The 16,174-nt window shown below is 59.8% G+C and carries 20 protein-coding genes and 3 tRNA genes; 13 read left to right on the forward strand and 10 right to left on the reverse strand.

Annotated elements, in window-relative coordinates:
- Positions 1-72: 72 nt before the first annotated feature.
- Positions 73-357, reverse strand: a complete 285-nt coding sequence (locus EGO55_RS16660) for a hypothetical protein (protein WP_021688238.1) — start codon at positions 355-357, stop codon at positions 73-75.
- 376 nt (positions 358-733) lie between these two features.
- Positions 734-810, reverse strand: a tRNA-Pro gene (locus EGO55_RS16665).
- 147 nt (positions 811-957) lie between these two features.
- Between EGO55_RS16665 and thyA the strand changes: the two genes are divergently transcribed.
- Complete coding sequence (gene thyA, locus EGO55_RS16670; protein ID WP_021688237.1) at positions 958-1,914, forward strand: thymidylate synthase; 957 nt, start codon at positions 958-960, stop codon at positions 1,912-1,914.
- On the opposite strand, the gene EGO55_RS16675 is transcribed toward thyA, so the two are convergent.
- Positions 1,911-2,351: a hypothetical protein gene (locus EGO55_RS16675; protein ID WP_021688236.1), complete on the reverse strand. Its 441-nt coding sequence runs from the start codon at positions 2,349-2,351 to the stop codon at positions 1,911-1,913. The genes thyA and EGO55_RS16675 overlap by 4 nt on opposite strands.
- 195 nt (positions 2,352-2,546) lie before the next feature.
- Here EGO55_RS16675 and EGO55_RS16680 point away from each other — a divergent pair.
- Positions 2,547-2,623 (forward strand) — tRNA-Asp (locus tag EGO55_RS16680).
- A gap of 86 nt (positions 2,624-2,709) precedes the next feature.
- On the opposite strand, the gene EGO55_RS16685 is transcribed toward EGO55_RS16680, so the two are convergent.
- The 4 genes from EGO55_RS16685 to EGO55_RS16700 all read right to left on the reverse strand — a co-directional run bounded on the left by EGO55_RS16685 (position 2,710) and on the right by EGO55_RS16700 (position 4,351).
- Positions 2,710-2,937 carry a DUF2842 domain-containing protein gene (locus EGO55_RS16685; RefSeq protein ID WP_021688235.1) on the reverse strand — a complete coding sequence of 76 codons (228 nt, stop codon included), beginning with the start codon at positions 2,935-2,937 and terminating at the stop codon, positions 2,710-2,712.
- Positions 2,938-2,944: 7 nt separating this feature from the next.
- Positions 2,945-3,523 carry a 5-formyltetrahydrofolate cyclo-ligase gene (locus EGO55_RS16690; protein ID WP_021688234.1) on the reverse strand — a complete coding sequence of 193 codons (579 nt, stop codon included), beginning with the start codon at positions 3,521-3,523 and terminating at the stop codon, positions 2,945-2,947.
- 302 nt (positions 3,524-3,825) lie between these two features.
- Complete coding sequence (locus EGO55_RS16695) at positions 3,826-4,152, reverse strand: cell division protein ZapA (protein WP_040714710.1); 327 nt, start codon at positions 4,150-4,152, stop codon at positions 3,826-3,828.
- 10 nt (positions 4,153-4,162) lie between these two features.
- A complete protein-coding gene (locus tag EGO55_RS16700; protein ID WP_021688232.1) occupies positions 4,163-4,351 on the reverse strand; it encodes a hypothetical protein in 189 nt (62 codons plus the stop codon).
- Positions 4,352-4,543: 192 nt separating this feature from the next.
- Here EGO55_RS16700 and tkt point away from each other — a divergent pair, with 192 nt between their 5' ends.
- From tkt to EGO55_RS16725, 5 genes are all read left to right on the forward strand, one after another.
- Positions 4,544-6,556 (forward strand): transketolase, encoded by a 2,013-nt coding sequence (tkt, locus tag EGO55_RS16705; protein WP_021688231.1) that lies wholly within the window; start codon positions 4,544-4,546, stop codon positions 6,554-6,556.
- 14 nt (positions 6,557-6,570) lie between these two features.
- The gene (gene gap / locus EGO55_RS16710; protein ID WP_021688230.1) at positions 6,571-7,578 is read left to right on the forward strand and encodes a type I glyceraldehyde-3-phosphate dehydrogenase; all 1,008 of its coding nucleotides are present in this window, start codon (positions 6,571-6,573) and stop codon (positions 7,576-7,578) included.
- Between the two features lie 10 nt (positions 7,579-7,588).
- The gene (locus EGO55_RS16715; RefSeq protein WP_021688229.1) at positions 7,589-8,788 is read left to right on the forward strand and encodes a phosphoglycerate kinase; all 1,200 of its coding nucleotides are present in this window, start codon (positions 7,589-7,591) and stop codon (positions 8,786-8,788) included.
- A complete protein-coding gene (locus tag EGO55_RS16720; protein ID WP_021688228.1) occupies positions 8,785-9,207 on the forward strand; it encodes a VOC family protein in 423 nt (140 codons plus the stop codon). The genes EGO55_RS16715 and EGO55_RS16720 overlap by 4 nt, the downstream gene beginning before the upstream one ends.
- 119 nt (positions 9,208-9,326) lie before the next feature.
- Positions 9,327-10,232, forward strand: a complete 906-nt coding sequence (locus tag EGO55_RS16725; RefSeq protein ID WP_021688227.1) for a fructose bisphosphate aldolase — start codon at positions 9,327-9,329, stop codon at positions 10,230-10,232.
- A gap of 19 nt (positions 10,233-10,251) precedes the next feature.
- Here the strand turns inward: EGO55_RS16725 and EGO55_RS16730 are convergent, their stop codons facing one another.
- Positions 10,252-10,539, reverse strand: a complete 288-nt coding sequence (locus EGO55_RS16730; RefSeq protein ID WP_210766559.1) for a hypothetical protein — start codon at positions 10,537-10,539, stop codon at positions 10,252-10,254.
- A 208-nt stretch (positions 10,540-10,747) separates the two neighbouring features.
- On the opposite strand from EGO55_RS16730, the gene thiE reads away from it, so the two are divergent.
- The 5 genes from thiE to EGO55_RS16755 all read left to right on the forward strand — a co-directional run bounded on the left by thiE (position 10,748) and on the right by EGO55_RS16755 (position 13,488).
- The gene (gene thiE, locus EGO55_RS16735; protein WP_021688225.1) at positions 10,748-11,371 is read left to right on the forward strand and encodes a thiamine phosphate synthase; all 624 of its coding nucleotides are present in this window, start codon (positions 10,748-10,750) and stop codon (positions 11,369-11,371) included.
- Positions 11,372-11,468: 97 nt separating this feature from the next.
- A complete protein-coding gene (gene efp / locus EGO55_RS16740; protein ID WP_021688224.1) occupies positions 11,469-12,032 on the forward strand; it encodes an elongation factor P in 564 nt (187 codons plus the stop codon).
- Positions 12,033-12,034: 2 nt separating this feature from the next.
- Complete coding sequence (locus tag EGO55_RS16745; RefSeq protein ID WP_021688223.1) at positions 12,035-12,466, forward strand: hypothetical protein; 432 nt, start codon at positions 12,035-12,037, stop codon at positions 12,464-12,466.
- A 53-nt stretch (positions 12,467-12,519) separates the two neighbouring features.
- Entirely contained in the window at positions 12,520-13,338 is an 819-nt protein-coding gene (locus tag EGO55_RS16750; protein ID WP_021688222.1) for an inositol monophosphatase family protein, read from the forward strand.
- 65 nt (positions 13,339-13,403) lie between these two features.
- Positions 13,404-13,488 (forward strand) — tRNA-Leu (locus EGO55_RS16755).
- A gap of 96 nt (positions 13,489-13,584) precedes the next feature.
- On the opposite strand, the gene EGO55_RS16760 is transcribed toward EGO55_RS16755, so the two are convergent.
- On the reverse strand, positions 13,585-14,400 hold the full coding sequence (locus EGO55_RS16760) for a GGDEF domain-containing protein (protein WP_052023564.1): 816 nt from the start codon (positions 14,398-14,400) through the stop codon (positions 13,585-13,587).
- A gap of 157 nt (positions 14,401-14,557) precedes the next feature.
- Here EGO55_RS16760 and EGO55_RS16765 point away from each other — a divergent pair, with 157 nt between their 5' ends.
- Positions 14,558-15,886 carry an amidohydrolase gene (locus EGO55_RS16765; RefSeq protein ID WP_021688220.1) on the forward strand — a complete coding sequence of 443 codons (1,329 nt, stop codon included), beginning with the start codon at positions 14,558-14,560 and terminating at the stop codon, positions 15,884-15,886.
- Positions 15,887-15,951: 65 nt separating this feature from the next.
- Here the strand turns inward: EGO55_RS16765 and EGO55_RS20710 are convergent, their stop codons facing one another.
- Entirely contained in the window at positions 15,952-16,128 is a 177-nt protein-coding gene (locus EGO55_RS20710; protein WP_021688219.1) for a hypothetical protein, read from the reverse strand.
- Positions 16,129-16,174: the final 46 nt, after the last annotated feature.

Here is a 16,174-nt window from a genome sequence, read left to right on the forward strand (position 1 = left end):
TCCGGGGGCCGCGATCATGATGAGGTGCGAGCGGATTGTATCCACCAACAGGTGGCCGCCCGCATGCCGTCCTTACTTGAGTCGGGAGACTTCCTTGCCCGTCAAGGAGGTGGTGACGCCCTTGTCGGAATCGGTGAGAGTCGAAACGGGAATCCGGATCATACGGCCATCATAGATGATGTTCACGGCGTCATCACGGATGCGATCCACCCGCCCGATGCGGCGACCGTCAGCCGAGTAGACCATAGCGCCCTTTTTCACGTTGGAAGCGGCGGCAGGTGCACTGCCATCCTGCGCCATAGCGGGGGCAGCGGCTGCAAAAGATGCTGCGATGAGAAGAAGTTTGATGCTGCGCATGTTGCAACGGACCTTTGAGAATTGTTGATAGGAAAGAATTGTCGGGCCCCGTATTGGGTCGCGATGCGATTGTCGAGTGGGGTGGGAGTATTTAAAGACCTCAACGTTCCGTATTGTGTAAAAAATGTTTGCGGTTTGTTGCCCGAGATGGCTGTTCAGCCTCCTACTGGGATCGCAGTCCCTTTTTCTCCCGCTTATCGTTGCAGGCTTGCGCCCCCGTGTGTTCCGGTTGTGATCGGAGCCAAAAATGGAGAATTTGCAGAACCTCAGATCTCAAGCAGCGCGAAAAGCTGGCTCGAGATGTCCTTCACCGGCGTTTCACCGGGATCGAAAGCGATCGTTGTGAGGAACGTGTTGCCGATTACAGCGGATTAATTGGTCGGGGAGAGAGGATTCGAACCTCCGGCCCCTGCCTCCCGAAGACAGTGCTCTACCAGGCTGAGCTACTCCCCGACCAGACCGCGAAACGCCGAAGCGTCTGCGAGGCAGGAGCGGGCCTATAGTGAGCGATCTTCAGAGTGGCAAGCGGTCAATTGAATGATTTGACGGCAATTGCTCCGGCGACTGGCAAGCGACCGGGGCAGCGGCTAGAAACCATGCATGGCCAGTGTTGTTTCCCGCTCCGATTCTTTGTCCGCAAGCCATTGGGAATGGCAGTATCTCGACCTTATGCGGCGGATTTGGGAGGAGGGCGACGAACGTGTCGACCGGACTGGCATCGGCACACGGTCGATCTTTGGTCCGCAATTGCGGTTCGATCTGAGCGGTGGAAAAGTGCCGTTGATCACCACCAAGCGCGTTTATTGGAAAACTGCCGCGCGCGAGATGCTGTGGTTTCTGACCGGCGAAACGAACATCCGCCCCTTGGTGTTGCAAGGGGTGAAGATCTGGAACGAATGGCCCCATGCGCGTTACGTGCGCGAAACGGGGGATGCGATCGCACTGGACGATTTCGTTGCACGTATCGCGCAAGATGAATCATTTGCGGCCCAGTGGGGCGATCTTGGACCAGTCTATGGCAAGCAGTGGGTCGATTGGCCCACTTATGAACCAGTCGGGGACGGCTTTTATCGACAGGGGCCGGGCATCAACCAGATTGCGCAGGTTGTCGAAAGCCTCATCGGCAATCCGGGGAGCCGGCGACACATCATTGAAGGCTGGAATGTGTCGGAAGTCGATTCGATGGCGCTGCCGCCCTGTCACAAGACCTATCAGTTCCACGTCGCAAATGGCCGTCTGAGCTGCGCGCTGTACCAGCGCAGTTGCGATGTTGCGCTGGGATTGCCTTTTAACCTTTGGGGCGGGGCAATGCTGACTCATATGCTGGCGCAACAGGTCGGGCTGGAAGCGGGGGAACTGGTCTGGATCGGCGGAGACACCCACCTTTATCTTAATCACGCCCATCTGGTGACGGAGCAACTCAGCCGCACGCCGCGGGGGCAGCCCGTGCTCACGCTGTTGAGAAAGCCTGATTCGATATTCGATTACCGACTCGAGGATTTTTCCGTCAGCGGTTATGAACCGCAGGCGCCGATCGCGGCGCCTGTCGCGGTTTAGCGCACGACCGCACTGTATGTGATTCGCCCATTGGTGCCGTTCACGCGCCAGCGGATGTTGGTGACGTCTTCCGGTGCTGCAAGTCTGAGGCCATCATTATCCCGCAGGCGCAAAGTCCCGAGCTTGCCCCAGCTGCGCCCCTGATCGATGGAAATTTCCTCGTTCCCCAGGCTGCTGCGTTGAAACGCAAGATGCGTCGGGATGCTGAGCGAGACTGTGACTGCGCGCGTTTCCCCTTGGGTCCGCCAGTCGAGAATCGTGACGACCCTGTCGCCCGAACCCAGCGTCGATGCGCGTTCCACTGTGCGCGTTCCCGGACGGCCGTTGTAGGCGCCGCGTTCCACGAAAATAGAGCTTTTGATAAGTGCGGCTGTTTCGCTGGCCTGCGCAGTCTGTGCGCCAAGCACAGCGAGAAAGGCGAGAATAGTCATACGCATGGTTAATTGAACCCCGTTACCCCTATGGTTCGAATCCTCGCAGCAAGGCGCAAAAAAATGGTTAACGGGAGTGGGGCGATCATCGCGCTCGAAGACTTTTTTCAACTTCGTGAAAAAGGCGTGTGAAGGGCTGTTGACAGGTCATCGATGCTCGCCTAGTTGGCCGTCACCCAAGCGGTGCAGCCCAAGAAAAACGCGGGTGTAGCTCAGTTGGTTAGAGTGCCGGCCTGTCACGCCGGAGGTCGCGGGTTCGAGCCCCGTCACTCGCGCCACTTGGATCTCCCTTAAGGGAAAAAGAAAAAGCCCCGGCAGTTTGCCGGGGCTTTTTGCTATGTATCACGACCGGAAAAAACGGGTGTTATTTGCCCGGTGGAATCCGCCAGCTGCCGGTTTCCATCCACACCAGAAAACGCTTCAGCGGCAGCAGCCAGATCGTCCCCAGAACGATATAGATCACGGTCTGCACCAGCACTGGCCAGGCGGCGATCTGATCCACTGCCTTGGCGACCAGCAGGATATAGACGGTCAGGCAGATCAGCAGGCCAAGAATGCCGAAGGGAATACGGAGGGTTGGTTTGTCGCGCATGGTATTCCTAATATGGGCCGTAGAGCCGTGTTGGCGTGATAATCGCCGTCATATGGCGGTCATGTGGCTCCAGCGGTAATTCATCGTTCAATTGGCAATCCCAGGCAAGGCCGATCGCGATCGTGCCGGGGTGCGCTTCAAGCCAGCGATCGTAGTGCCCACCACCCTGACCGAGCCTGTGCCCGTCAGCCGTGAATCCGAGCAGCGGAACGAAAAGGACATCAGGTGTAATCGCAAGGGCCGATTCGGGCGGTTGCGCCATGCCGTAAGGGCCCTGAACAAGGTCGCTCTCATCAAAAGGATCGGCAAATTCAGCGAATCCCATGGGTTCATTGCGCGCGGAAAACCGGGGCAGGGCGATTCTGTGTCCCGCCTCCTGGAAGAAGCGGGCGTAGGCCGCAGCAGGCGCTTCGTTGGGTGTGGCGCGGTACAGGCCGATTTGCGCGCCTTCGGGGATAAGGTCCACAATGGGTCGCGGCGGGCGGTGAAACAGGAGCGCCCGTGTCCCGCTGGGCAGGGCCGCCACGTGCGCGCGCCGCCGGTTGCGGAAGATTTGTCTGAGAGCGTCCTTTGAGATTTCCGCCACTGTATAGAGCCCCTGCGCGCGACGAAGGGGCCAGGACCCTCGCGGTGATGCATGTTACGCCGCCGCAAGTCAGGAGACCATGGCCTGACGGTGCGGCGCGCTGGAAGGTGACGGGAACCACCATGGGTCGGTTGCCGGGAAATCCTCTGACGCCTCAACGTCAGGTGGGAGCCATGTACGTCGGACCAGGGTCCGGGCAGGGACAGCCCCCTTGGATTGCTTATAGCCTCAGGGATATTCTCTAACGGCTCGTACCGGGCAGTCCCCGTCGGGCACTTATCTAGGGTGCGCGAGCGGCGCTCTCAAGTGTTCTCCACCCGCGTGGCGAGATTTTCTATCCGTTGAGCAATCTGTTCCAGCGCCGGGGCCAATTCGGCGAGAGACGGGCCGCTGGAAGGCGGGGCGGTTGCGGCCGCTTTCGCCCTGTTGTTGCGCGCTTCGTGCAGTTCGTCGGCCATAAGAAGCGCGGCGAACAGCAGTGCGCGCGACTCGTTCTGCGCGCCTGCAGGCCCCATGGAGGCGATCTTGTCGTCAATCAGCTGGCCAAGTTCGCTGATATGTTCTTCCTCGCCGTCGGCACAGGCGACCGCATATTGGCGTCCACCGATCTTGAGAGTGACGTTGCTCATCATTTCACCCTTATTTCTCCAGAGCGCCGATCAACACATCCAGTTCGGAAAGTGTAAGGCGGACATTCTGGCGCAGGGCTTCGTGGCGGCGGACCAGATCGGCATCCTGTGTATCGGGCGCACGTTTGCTGGCAGCCTCAAGTCGTTCGAGGGCCGCTTCGATTCTGGTGATTGCCTGCAGTGATTGCTCGGGTTGCATGGCATATACCTAGCGCAAAGCACTGTCCGATCATAGATTCAGGTAGGCTATTACTGACAAATCTGCGGAAAAAGCTGTCATCTATCTGACGGTGCCGCGCTTGACGGGGGGGCTTGTGTTGGCAAAGGAGACCCCGCGCCGAATCGCTAGCACCTCAAACCCCTTCAGGCGCATACGCAGGAGCACCCTTCGATGAGCCTCGATCCGTCCCGTCTGGCGCCCATGGCCAATGCCATCCGCGCGCTATCGATGGATGCCGTTCAGGCGGCCAACAGCGGGCATCCGGGCATGCCCATGGGCATGGCCGACGTTGCGGCCGTTCTCTGGTCGCAATACCTGAAGTTCGACCCTTCCGCGCCGCACTGGCCCGATCGCGATCGCTTTGTCCTGTCCGCAGGCCACGGCTCGATGCTGATCTACGCACTGCTGAATCTCAGCGGTTATGCGCGCCCGACGATGGATGACATCCGTAATTTCCGTCAACTCGGCAGCCCATGCGCCGGTCACCCGGAAAACTTCCTGCTCGACGGGGTCGAATGCACGACCGGCCCTCTGGGCCAGGGCCTCGCCATGGCGGTGGGTATGGCTGTTGCAGAACGGCACCTGAATGCGGAATTCGGGGACGATCTGGTCGATCATCGGACCTGGGTTGTCGCCGGTGACGGGTGCCTCATGGAAGGCATCAACCACGAAGCGATCGGCATTGCCGGGCATCTCAAGCTCGGGCGGTTGATCGTGCTGTGGGACGACAACAATATCACGATCGACGGCGGTACCGACCTTTCGACGAGCGAAGACATCAAGGCCCGTTATGCCGCCACCGGTTGGCATGTCGAAAGCTGCGATGGGCATGACTATGCGGATATCGCCCGCGCGATCGATGCGGCGGTGGCTGACAATCGGCCTTCGCTGATCGCCTGCAAAACGCTGATCGGCAAAGGTGCGCCCAACAAGCAGGGGACGTCTGCCACGCACGGATCGCCGCTTGGCGGCGACGAAGTGGCCGCCGCGCGCGAGGCGATGGGATGGACGTCTGCTCCGTTTGAAATTCCGGCGGATGTCGAACTGAATTGGCGTGAAACCGCCGATCATGGCCGCGAAGCGCACCTGCTGTGGCAAGGGCGTCTCGATGGTGCGGGCGCGAAGGCGGATACGTTCCGCAGCTACTTCGCCGATGCCGGTGATACCGCAGGCAAGGCACTGGAGCCGTTCATTGCCGGTCTGGCGAAAGATCCGAAGACGGTTGCCACGCGCAAGGCTTCGGAAATGGCGCTTGGTCCGCTGACCGCCGCGATCCCGCAGATGATCGGCGGTTCGGCTGACCTGACCGGCTCGAACAACACCAAGACGCCATCCACCGGGCCGCTCACCGCGCAGGATTATGGCGGTCGTTACATCTATTACGGCATTCGCGAATTCGCCATGGCGGCCGTGATGAACGGTATGTCGCTGCATGGCGGCGTGATTGCCTATGGCGGCACGTTCCTGGTGTTCAGCGACTATTGCCGCAATGCCATCCGCATGTCGGCATTGCAGCAGACGGAAACGGTCTATGTCCTGACGCATGATTCCATCGGTCTGGGCGAAGATGGGCCGACTCACCAGCCGGTTGAACATGTCATGAGCCTGCGTCTCATTCCGAACCTGAATGTCTATCGCCCTGCGGACGTGATCGAAACGGCGGAATGCTGGGCCCTGGCGCTCCAGACACCCGGGACGCCGTCGGTTCTGGCCCTGACCCGTCAGAATCTCCCGCAGCTTCGCGGGGAAGGCGATGAAAACTGGACGTCGGCCAGCAACCGTTCGGCGCGCGGCGCCTATCGTTTGCGCGCGGCTAAGGCCGAACGGCGGGTGATCTTGATCGCTACCGGATCGGAAGTGCCTTTGGCGGTCGATGTGGCGGACCAGCTCGAGGCGCGGGGCATTGGTGCAGATGTGGTATCGATGCCGTGCATGGAACTGTTCGAACAGCAGGACGAAGCGTATCGGGACGACATCCTGCCCGATGTACCGTCCAGCCAGTTGCTGAAAGTTTCGATCGAAGCAGGCGTGACCCAGGGGTGGGAGCGTTTCACCTCGCTGAAGGGCATCAACATCGGCATCGACCGTTTTGGCGCATCGGCACCAGCGGAAGAACTGTTTGCGCGCTTCGGTTTCTCGGTTGATGCAATTGTTCCGAAAATTCTCGAAAAAATCGATATTTAACAGGAGTTTTTAACATGGCGACGAAAGTTGCGATTAACGGTTTCGGACGTATCGGGCGCCTTGTTGCCCGGGCCATTCTTGAACGTAACGATCACGATCTCGAACTGGTTGCGATCAACGATCTGGCTGACACCAAGTCGAATGCCCTGCTGTTCCAGTACGACAGCACCCATGGCCGCTATCCCGGCACGGTGGTTGCCGGCGAAGGCAAGATCACGGTCGATGGCAAGGATATTGCCGTCACGTCCGAACGCGATCCGGCCAAGCTGCCGCACGCGGAAATGGGCATCGATCTGGTGATGGAATGCACCGGCTTCTTCCAGTCCGATGAAGCCAGCCGTCCGCACCTCGCTGCTGGCGCCAAGCGCGTGATCATTTCGGCACCGGCCACCGGCGTTTCGAAGACGATCGTCTATGGTGTGAACCATGACACGCTGACCGCAGATGACGTGATCATCTCGAACGCAAGCTGCACGACCAACTGCCTCGCGCCGGTTGCCAAGGTCCTTCAGGAAACCGTTGGAATTGAACGTGGTTTCATGACCACGATCCACAGCTATACCAACGATCAGCGCATGCTTGACCAGATTCACAGCGATCTGCGCCGCGCCCGCGCCGGTGCCGCGAACATGATCCCGACCACCACGGGCGCCGCTCGCGCGGTCGGTCTGGTTCTGCCGGAACTGAAGGGCAAGCTGGACGGGTCTTCGGTTCGCGTGCCGACTCCGAACGTCAGCCTCATCGATCTGACCTTCGTCCCGGGCCGTGACACCACCGCCGAAGAAATCAACGCTGCGCTGAAGGCGGCGGCTGAAGGTCCGATGAAGGGTGTGCTGGATTACACCGATCTGCCGCTCGTCAGCAGCGACTTCAATCACTATCCGGCCAGCTCGACTGTCGACAGCCTTGAAACCGCTGTTCTCGAAGGCAAGCTGGGCCGTGTCGTCTCGTGGTACGATAACGAATGGGGTTTCTCCAACCGTATGATCGACACTGCCGGCGTGGTGATTTCCTTCCTCTGAGAGGCGCGTGATGGCCACTTTCCGTACACTTGATGATCTGGGTGATGTGACCGGAAAGGTCGCATTGGTTCGCGTTGACCTGAACCTGCCGATGCAGGACGGGCACGTGACCGATGTCACGCGGGTCAAGGCATCCATGCCGACCATCCTCGAACTGGCGGACAAGGGCGCGAAAGTGCTCCTGCTCGCCCATTTCGGGCGGCCCAAGGGTGATCGCAATTCCACCATGTCGCTCAGTCTCGTGCAGGGCGCAGTGGAAAACGTCCTTGGCCGTGAAGTGATGTTCATTCCTGAAGTGTCCGGAGAAGTGGCCGCACAGGCGATCGGTATCCTCCGTCCGGGGGATATCGGGTTGCTGGAAAATACCCGGTTCTGGAAGGGCGAGGAAAAGAACGATCCCGATTTCGCGAAGGCCATTGCGGCTAATGCGGATCTCTACGTCAATGACGCGTTCTCTGCCGCGCACCGTGCCCATGCGACCACGGAAGGTCTTGCCCATCTGTTGCCGGCCTACGCCGGTCGCGCGATGCAGGCCGAACTGGAAGCGCTGGACCGCGCGCTGGGCGCCCCTGAAAAGCCGGTGGCGGCCGTGGTTGGCGGGGCCAAGGTGTCGACGAAGCTGGCCGTGCTCGAACATCTTGTCGGGCAGGTGGATCACCTGATTATCGGCGGCGGTATGGCCAACACGTTCCTTGCCGCCCGCGGAGTGGATGTGGGCAAATCGCTGTGCGAACATGATCTTGCCGCAACGGCAGAAAAGATCATGGATGCGGCCGACAAGGCCGGATGCACCGTGCACCTGCCTTACGATGTCGTGGTGGCGAAGGAATTTGCCGCCAATCCACCGTCGCTGCGCACCTGCAATGTGCATGAGGTTGCGGCGGATGAGATGGTCTTCGATGTTGGTGCACAAGCGGTCGAGGCATTGGGCGATGTGCTCAAGACCTGCCGTACGCTGGTGTGGAACGGCCCGCTGGGGGCGTTTGAAACACAACCGTTCGATGCGGCCACGGTGGCTCTCGCACGCACGGCTGCGGCGCTGACCAAGGAAGGTTCGCTGATCTCGGTCGCAGGTGGCGGGGATACCGTTGCGGCGCTCAATCATGCCGGTGTGGCGGACGATTTCACCTATATTTCCACCGCTGGTGGCGCTTTCCTGGAATGGATGGAAGGCCGTGAGCTGCCGGGTGTCGCCGCACTGGAGAAATGATCGCCCTTGCGGCCATTGACCATGTCGTGTTCCGCGTGCGGGACATGGGGGCGATGATCGCATTTTATCAAAGCGTATTCGGCGCTCAGGTGGAGCGCCGGGTCGATGATCTGGGGCTGGTGCAGATTCGCGTCGGATCGGCTCTGGTGGACTTGATTGATTGCGCTGACGAACTTGGTTTGCAGGGCGGCGCTCCACCGGGCCGGGAAGGGCGCAATGTGGATCATGTTTGCTTCCGGGTCGAGCCGTGGGATGAAGACGCCATTCTCTCGCATCTGGCGGATCATGGTTTTGTCGATCGGGATGTAGGGTTGCGTTATGGTGCGCAAGGGTTCGGGCCGAGCATCTATGTGACCGATCCCGAAGGCAACGTGCTGGAACTGAAAGGCCCGCCTGACAGTTCACCGGATCGGGTTTGAGCAGTTCATCGCATGCAGGGTGGCAATCTATGGTTGACCCGGTTGCGGCAGTGCCGGGCGCCGGTTAAGGCGCTCGCGAGTTTCGAGACAGAAATCCAAGAGTAGAGGCAGGCAGAACAATGCAGCATCAGGACATGTTGAAGAAGATTGGCGATGGCAACGGTTTCATCGCCGCACTGGACCAGAGCGGTGGTTCGACTCCCAAGGCGCTTCAGGGCTACGGCATCGGGGCGGACGCTTTCTCGACCGATGATGAAATGTTCGCGCTGATCCACCAGATGCGCAGCCGCATCATCAGCTCGCCCGCTTTCACCGGCGACAAGGTGATTGGTGCGATCTTGTTCGAAAAGACCATGGATGGCACGGTTGATGGCAAGCCGACGCCAACCGCTCTTACCGACAAGGGCGTGGTACCCTTCATCAAGATCGACAAGGGGCTTGAGGACGAAGTCAACGGCGTGCAGCTGATGAAGCCCATGCCGGAACTCGATGCCCTGCTGGCAAAGGCCAAGGGATTGGGCGTGTTCGGCACGAAAGAACGTTCGGTCATCAATTCGGCGAACCGCGAAGGCATCGCCGCCGTGGTGGCGCAGCAGTTCGAAGTCGGCAAGCAGGTGCTCAGCCACGGCATGATGCCGATGATCGAGCCGGAAGTGAACATCAAGAGCGATACCCGCGCCGAATGTGATCAGATTCTTCTGGAGGAAATCCTCAAGAATCTCGATGCGCTGCCCGATGGGGAGCAGGTCATGCTCAAGCTCAGCCTGCCGGTGAAGTCAGGCCTGTTTGACCTCTTGGTCGACCACCCCAAGGTACTGCGCGTCGTGGCGCTGTCGGGCGGTTACAAGCGCCCCGAAGCGTGCGCGGAACTCGCAAAGAATCGCGGGATCGTCGCCAGCTTCAGCCGCGCCTTGCTCGAAGATCTGCGCGCACAGATGAGCGATGCGGAATTCAACGCATCGCTGGGCGGGGCGATTGACGAAATCTATAAGGGCTCGACCCAGAAGGTTGTTGTCGTAGCCTGATTATCCGCGAATGGGTGGGTTAAAGCCCGCCCATGAAGCGAAAACCGAAGCGGTAGTTCCCAGGTGGAATTACCGCTTCTGTTGTTTTGGCCGGTGCCACTTCCACAAGTTCGAACGAACCATCGGCCACGTGCACGGGTTGCCTAAGGATCACCTCACGATCCTCGTCGCGCGATCCAAGATGGATGCGGACTGACAGTTTTACCCGTCCCGCCCAGACACACTGAACTTTGGCTGGGCAACGGCTGTCTTCGAGTACGGCCAAAGGTGTGACATGGGGGCCGTCGACAAAGACCTTCTGCCCCAATTTTGCACGCGCGATGCCATCTGTGTGTTCATGGGGTGCCTCGCCACCGTCCGTGTGCCCCATGGTGGGCCGGGGTGTGGCGCAGGCACCAAGTGCGCAGCACGCAGTAAAAACGAGGACGGGGTTACGCATGGGACAACAATGCGTCATGTGCAGTCCGGTTCCAGAACCCTTGGCGACAGGCCCTGGTGGCTATAGAGGCGTTCCGATGTCCGATTGTCAGCTCTATCTCATTTCGCCGCTCGAAGTCGGCGGTGGTTTCCCCGATCGTCTGGCGCGTGCACTCGATGCGCAGCGTCCGGAAATGCCGGTCACTGCATTTCAGTTTCGGGTGAAGAATATCGACCAGCACGAATGCGCTCGCCTGGCGGAGCCGTTGCAGGCAATTTGCGCGGCGCGCGACGTGGCGTTCATCGTCAACGACTCGATCGCTTTAGCCAAGCGGCTTGGTGCGGATGGCGTGCATTTGGGGCAGGGCGATGGCGATCTGCGCGAAGCGCGTGAACTGTTGGGGCGCGACGCACAAATCGGGGTAACCTGCCACAACAGCCGCCATCTCGCCATGGAAGCGGGTGAGGCGGGGGCGGATTACGTCGCCTTCGGTGCGTTCTTTCCAACCACCACGAAAGAGGTGGAACATCGTGCAGAACCCGAGATTCTCACATGGTGGCAAACCTTGTTTGAATTGCCGTGCGTCGCAATCGGTGGAATTACACCGGACAATTGTGTGCCGCTGATTGAGGCGGGCGCCGATTTTCTGGCGGTATCGGGCGCGATCTGGAACGGTGACGAAGCCGCCGCCGTGCGGGCGTTTGCCGAAAGGATCGCGTGACAGGCTGCACAGCAGGCATGCTGATTCCCTTGCCCGATGCCCGGCCAACCGCTAGGGGCGCGCGCAAGACATTACCCATTATCGAGAGAACCGGTTTATGAAGATCAGCGGCGTGGACATTCGTCCCGGCAATATCCTCGAGTATGAAGGCGGTATCTGGAAAGTCGCCAAGACCCAACATACCCAGCCGGGTAAAGGCGGGGCCTTCATGCAGGTCGAGATGAAGAACCTGATTGACGGACGAAAGACCAATGTCCGTTTCCGCAGCGCCGATACGGTGGAACGCGTGCGCCTCGATACGAAGGACTTCCAGTACCTCTATGCTGATGGCGATCAGCTGGTGTTCATGGACACCGACACATACGAGCAGCTTCAGCTTCCGACGGATCTTCTGGGTGATGCCGCGGCATTTTTGCAGGACGGTATGGACGTAACGCTCGAACTTTACGACGAACGTCCGATCAGCGTGGAGCTTCCCGAGCAGGTTGAAGCTACGATCGTTGAAGCGGATGCCGTTGTGAAGGGACAGACTGCGAGCTCGAGCTACAAGCCCGCCATTCTCGACAATGGCGTTCGGGTGATGGTCCCCCCTCACATTGAAAGCGGTACTCGCATCATCGTGGACGTTTACGCACGTGAATATGTAAGAAAGGCAGATTGAGTATGCGCAAGACCATCCTCTGGGCCGCTGCAATGGCAGTGGTTGCTGTTCCTTCCATGGCATCCGCTGCCCCGCAGAAGGACAGCAAGAAGCCGGCGGCCCCTGCCGCGGCCCCGGCCGCCAATCCTGCACCCGGGGCATCGCCCGAGGATCTCCAGCGCGGGGTGATCATTCTTCGCGCTTTCTCTGCTGCGTTGTCGTCCGACAAGGTGAGCAAGGAACAGAAGGGCGCGATGATTGTGTGCCTGTACAATAACCCCATCCGCACGATCAGCGTCGCAACGGGTAAGGTGCTGGCGGAAAACCCCAAGCTGGACGCCAAGAACCCGCAGCACATCTCTGCAGTAGCTGCGACCGTATGCGCCGTGCCGCACGACGCCCCTCCGGTGGCTGCGACACCGGATAAGAAAAACCCAGCACCCAAGGGCCGTTAATCCGGTCGGGGGCCTCATCCTTCGCATCTGCTGCGGGGGCAACAGGAAGCAGCATGGCAGTATCAGGCCTTATTCGTGTGATGGAGCGCGCCGCCCGCAAGGCGGGGGCGCGGCTTCGTCGTGATTTTGGTGAAGTTGAACATTTGCAGGTCAGCCGCAAGGGGCCTGCCGATTTCGTTTCCAAGGCGGATCGCGCCGCCGAACGTACGCTGTACGATGAACTTCTGCAGGCGCGCCCGGACTGGGGGTTCCTGCTGGAAGAAGCGGGCGAGATCGAGGGTGATCCTACCAAGCCGCGCTGGGTTATCGATCCGCTGGATGGTACGAGCAACTTCCTGCATGGCATCCCGCACTTTGCGATTTCCATCGCTGCGCAGGAACCGCGGCTGGATGGCAAGGGTTGGGGCGATGTGGTGGCCGCAGTCATCTATCAGCCGATCACCGATGAAACCTACTGGGCGGAAAAAACCCGGGGGGCCTGGCTGCACGACGCGCGTTTGCGTGTGTCGTCACGGCGGCATCTGGACGAAGCGTTGATAGCGACGGGTATTCCGTTTGCCGGCGCTGGCGATCCCAACGAATGGGTGAAGATTTACGCGGAGATCGGCCCCAAAGTTGCCGGTATTCGTCGTTTTGGTGCCGCGTCGCTGGATTTGGCGTGGGTGGCGGCAGGCCGATTTGACGGTTTCTGGGAAAGCAATCTCCAGCCGTGGGATACGGCTGCTGGTTGCCTGCTGGTGCGCGAAGCGGGGGGCTTCGTTTCGGATTGGCGGGGGCGTTCCGATCCGATTTGTGCCGCGCAGGTGCTCGCCGGGAATGATGCCCTGCATTCGCGCCTGCACAAGCTCGTGGTCGGTGCTCTCAAAAGCTGAGTAAATCTGTCGGAGGCGCTTGATGCGCGGGCATTGCCCCGCTAGATGGCGCCAACGATACAGATGCCCCTGTGGTGGAATTGGTAGACGCGCTCGACTCAAAATCGAGTTTCTTCGGAAGTGCCCGTTCGAGTCGGGCCAGGGGCACCACCTCATCATCGCGCCAGGCGCGGTTTTCCTGATCTGATCCTGAGATCTGATTCGTTCCCGTACCCAGCGTTGGGTGAGGCGGCAGCCTGTGCTGCGCTAGCGTGTCGTGATTGGCAGGCTTTGGAAGAGCGGCGTGCCGCACTGCGCCGGGATGATGCATTCCCCTACTTTCACGCAATTGCGGCCGTCGTCTTTTGCCTGATAGAGCGCGACGTCGGCCATGCGCAGACAATCGGGGATCGACAGGGATGGCGCCAAATGCGCGAGCCCGATGCTGATGGTAATCCCGTGTAGGGCGCCGCTGCGCCCGGTAAAGGCGGTATTGGCGATGCCCTGCCTGATGCTTTCCGCCATAGCCAATGCCGTTTCCCGGTTCGCGCCGGGCAGGAATATTGCGAATTCCTCACCACCCAGCCGCCCCACGCAGTCATCGGTGCGAATGCCCCGACGCAGATGCAAGGCAATGGTGTGAAGGACGTGATCGCCCGTTTCGTCGCCATGGCGATCATTGATTGCTTTGAACCGGTCAATGTCGAGCAGCAGAAGCCAGCCGGGGCCATTGGTGCGGGACAGTTCTAGCCGATGCAGAAACCCACGACGATTGAGTGTCTGGGTAAGGGCGTCATGTTCGGCAACGTGTTTCAGCGCTTCGTGGGCGTTGGAAAGATCGCTATGCAGATTCCGGATATGTTCGCTCATCCGAATGAACTTGCGTGACACAAAATAGGAAATGACCAACGGGCAGAATATCGCAAAGGCCCAGTATACCGGCTCAATAGCTATCCCGCTGATGTAGCTGACCAGAGCCAGCGGTATCAGCGTTGCCACGACCGAGAAGACAACCGATGGCCATGATTTTAATGGCTTATGCGTGTTTTCAGCGAATTCAGCGCTTGGTCTATTTGTGTTCATAAGCGCATCTCACGACAAAATGGGTATCTGATCGGATGGCGAAAAATTTCTATTAAACTCGCAATATTTATCTTCTGATTCAAGGATGTCTGGTTGGTCTTTGATGCCCGGGGTGGATGATGTTGCGCGACGGGCCTTTGCAAGGCAGATTGTCTTGATGCACCGTTCATTCCTCGTCGGCCCGGCGGTCGCCGCACTCCTCATCGGCTGCCGCGCCCATGCCTATGAATTGCGCGATGCCGTGTCTTCAGATGTGCCGGGTTTGATGGCGCTTTATCGGGATTTGCACGCCAATCCCGAACTTAGCATGCAGGAAACCGCAACATCGGGGAAACTGGCCAGTCGCATGCGTAAGCTCGGCTTCTCCGTGACCGAAAAGGTTGGGGGGACGGGCGTCGTGGCTGTTATGCGGAACGGCGATGGTCCGGTCGTCATGTTGCGTGCGGATATGGATGGCTTGCCTGTAACCGAACAGACCGGGCTATCCTTCGCGTCCCGGGTGAAGCGGCCTTCGGCAGAAGGGGAAACCGGCGTGATGCACGCCTGCGGCCATGATACGCACATGGCTGCGTGGATAGGCGCCGCGCAGGTGCTGGCCGCGCGCAAGGCGCATTGGTCGGGCACGCTGGTGATGATCGCCCAGCCGGGAGAGGAAATCGGCAAAGATGCGAGGGCCATGCTCGACGATGGGTTGTTCACGCGCTTTCCCAAGCCATCCTACGTGCTGGCATTTCACAATGCAGCCCAGTTTCCTGCTGGCATGATTGGTTATTCCCCTGAATATGCTTACGCCAACGTTGATAGCGTCGATATTCTGGTCAGGGGGCACGGTGGGCACGGTGCCTATCCGCATACGACCAAAGATCCGATCGTCCTGGCCAGCGCGATTGTGACGCGGCTGCAGACATTGGTGAGTCGGGAACTGAACCCGATGGATCATGCCGTAATCACTGTCGGCAGCTTTCACGCGGGAACCAAACACAATGTCATACCGGAGGAAGCGAGGCTGCAACTGACAGTGCGCAGTTATTCCCCTGCCACACGCAAGATGCTGCTGGACGGAATTGCCCGGATTGCGCGGGGTGAAGCCATAGCTGCAGGTATTCCGGAGGAGCGCATGCCGGAGGTCGTGGTTCAGGATGAAGCGACACCCGCTGCGGCGAACTCACCTGATTTTGCCCGGGATATGGCGGGGCTTTTTATCGCGCGTTTTGGCCCGGACAGGGTGCGCGAAGTGCCGCCAGTGATGGCGGGTGAGGATTTTGGCCGTTATCGTCTGGCTGATCCGGAAAATATCCGCTCGATGATATTCTGGGTCGGAGGTGTTCCTGAAGCGACCTATCAGGCCGCCCAGCAGGGCGGTGCCAGTTTGCCGTCGCTACATAGCCCGTTCTGGGCGCCTGATGCGGAAAAGGTTGTGGCCACAGCCGTCGAAGCTCTGGTGGCCGCCACGCTGAAGCTGATGCCGACGGAATCCGTGCAATAAGTGTAAGAAATTGGCGGCTGCAGGATGTTTCCCGCAGCCGCCACTTTGCCTCGAAAGCCCGGGGGTCAGGCGTAGGTGCCGAGGCGGTGATAGAGGGCGTTGACGCGCGCCAGTTCAGTGGGATCGTCCACAACCTTCGCGTGGCTGGCGAGTGCGGCGCGGAGCAGCTTGAAATCCGTGGTGGACAGGAGTGCACGGGCGCGGGTCGGTTCCTGTGCGGTCGTTGCCGTAGCAGTTTGCATTGTCTTTTCCCTCGCAAGGTTTGGTGGCTCTCAGGCGGACAATGTC

Origin of the sequence: Caenibius tardaugens NBRC 16725, from assembly GCF_003860345.1 — a bacterium.
Taxonomy (GTDB): domain Bacteria; phylum Pseudomonadota; class Alphaproteobacteria; order Sphingomonadales; family Sphingomonadaceae; genus Caenibius; species Caenibius tardaugens.

Excerpts from the sequence above, each read along its gene's own strand:
- EGO55_RS16745 (WP_021688223.1), top strand. The coding sequence starts at position 12,035 with ATGCGCAAGACCATCCTCTGGGCCGCTGCAATGGCAGTGGTTGCTGTT.
- EGO55_RS16685 (WP_021688235.1), bottom strand. The coding sequence starts at position 2,937 with ATGCGCGACAAACCAACCCTCCGTATTCCCTTCGGCATTCTTGGCCTG.
- EGO55_RS16760 (WP_052023564.1), bottom strand. The coding sequence starts at position 14,400 with ATGAACACAAATAGACCAAGCGCTGAATTCGCTGAAAACACGCATAAG.
- EGO55_RS16725 (WP_021688227.1), top strand. The coding sequence starts at position 9,327 with ATGCAGCATCAGGACATGTTGAAGAAGATTGGCGATGGCAACGGTTTC.
- thyA (WP_021688237.1), top strand. The coding sequence starts at position 958 with ATGGCCAGTGTTGTTTCCCGCTCCGATTCTTTGTCCGCAAGCCATTGG.
- gap (WP_021688230.1), top strand. The coding sequence starts at position 6,571 with ATGGCGACGAAAGTTGCGATTAACGGTTTCGGACGTATCGGGCGCCTT.
- efp (WP_021688224.1), top strand. The coding sequence starts at position 11,469 with ATGAAGATCAGCGGCGTGGACATTCGTCCCGGCAATATCCTCGAGTAT.
- EGO55_RS16765 (WP_021688220.1), top strand. The coding sequence starts at position 14,558 with ATGCACCGTTCATTCCTCGTCGGCCCGGCGGTCGCCGCACTCCTCATC.
- EGO55_RS16715 (WP_021688229.1), top strand. The coding sequence starts at position 7,589 with ATGGCCACTTTCCGTACACTTGATGATCTGGGTGATGTGACCGGAAAG.
- EGO55_RS20710 (WP_021688219.1), bottom strand. The coding sequence starts at position 16,128 with ATGCAAACTGCTACGGCAACGACCGCACAGGAACCGACCCGCGCCCGT.
- EGO55_RS16660 (WP_021688238.1), bottom strand. The coding sequence starts at position 357 with ATGCGCAGCATCAAACTTCTTCTCATCGCAGCATCTTTTGCAGCCGCT.
- EGO55_RS16675 (WP_021688236.1), bottom strand. The coding sequence starts at position 2,351 with ATGCGTATGACTATTCTCGCCTTTCTCGCTGTGCTTGGCGCACAGACT.
- tkt (WP_021688231.1), top strand. The coding sequence starts at position 4,544 with ATGAGCCTCGATCCGTCCCGTCTGGCGCCCATGGCCAATGCCATCCGC.
- EGO55_RS16695 (WP_040714710.1), bottom strand. The coding sequence starts at position 4,152 with ATGAGCAACGTCACTCTCAAGATCGGTGGACGCCAATATGCGGTCGCC.
- EGO55_RS16720 (WP_021688228.1), top strand. The coding sequence starts at position 8,785 with ATGATCGCCCTTGCGGCCATTGACCATGTCGTGTTCCGCGTGCGGGAC.
- EGO55_RS16700 (WP_021688232.1), bottom strand. The coding sequence starts at position 4,351 with ATGCAACCCGAGCAATCACTGCAGGCAATCACCAGAATCGAAGCGGCC.
- EGO55_RS16750 (WP_021688222.1), top strand. The coding sequence starts at position 12,520 with ATGGCAGTATCAGGCCTTATTCGTGTGATGGAGCGCGCCGCCCGCAAG.
- thiE (WP_021688225.1), top strand. The coding sequence starts at position 10,748 with ATGTCCGATTGTCAGCTCTATCTCATTTCGCCGCTCGAAGTCGGCGGT.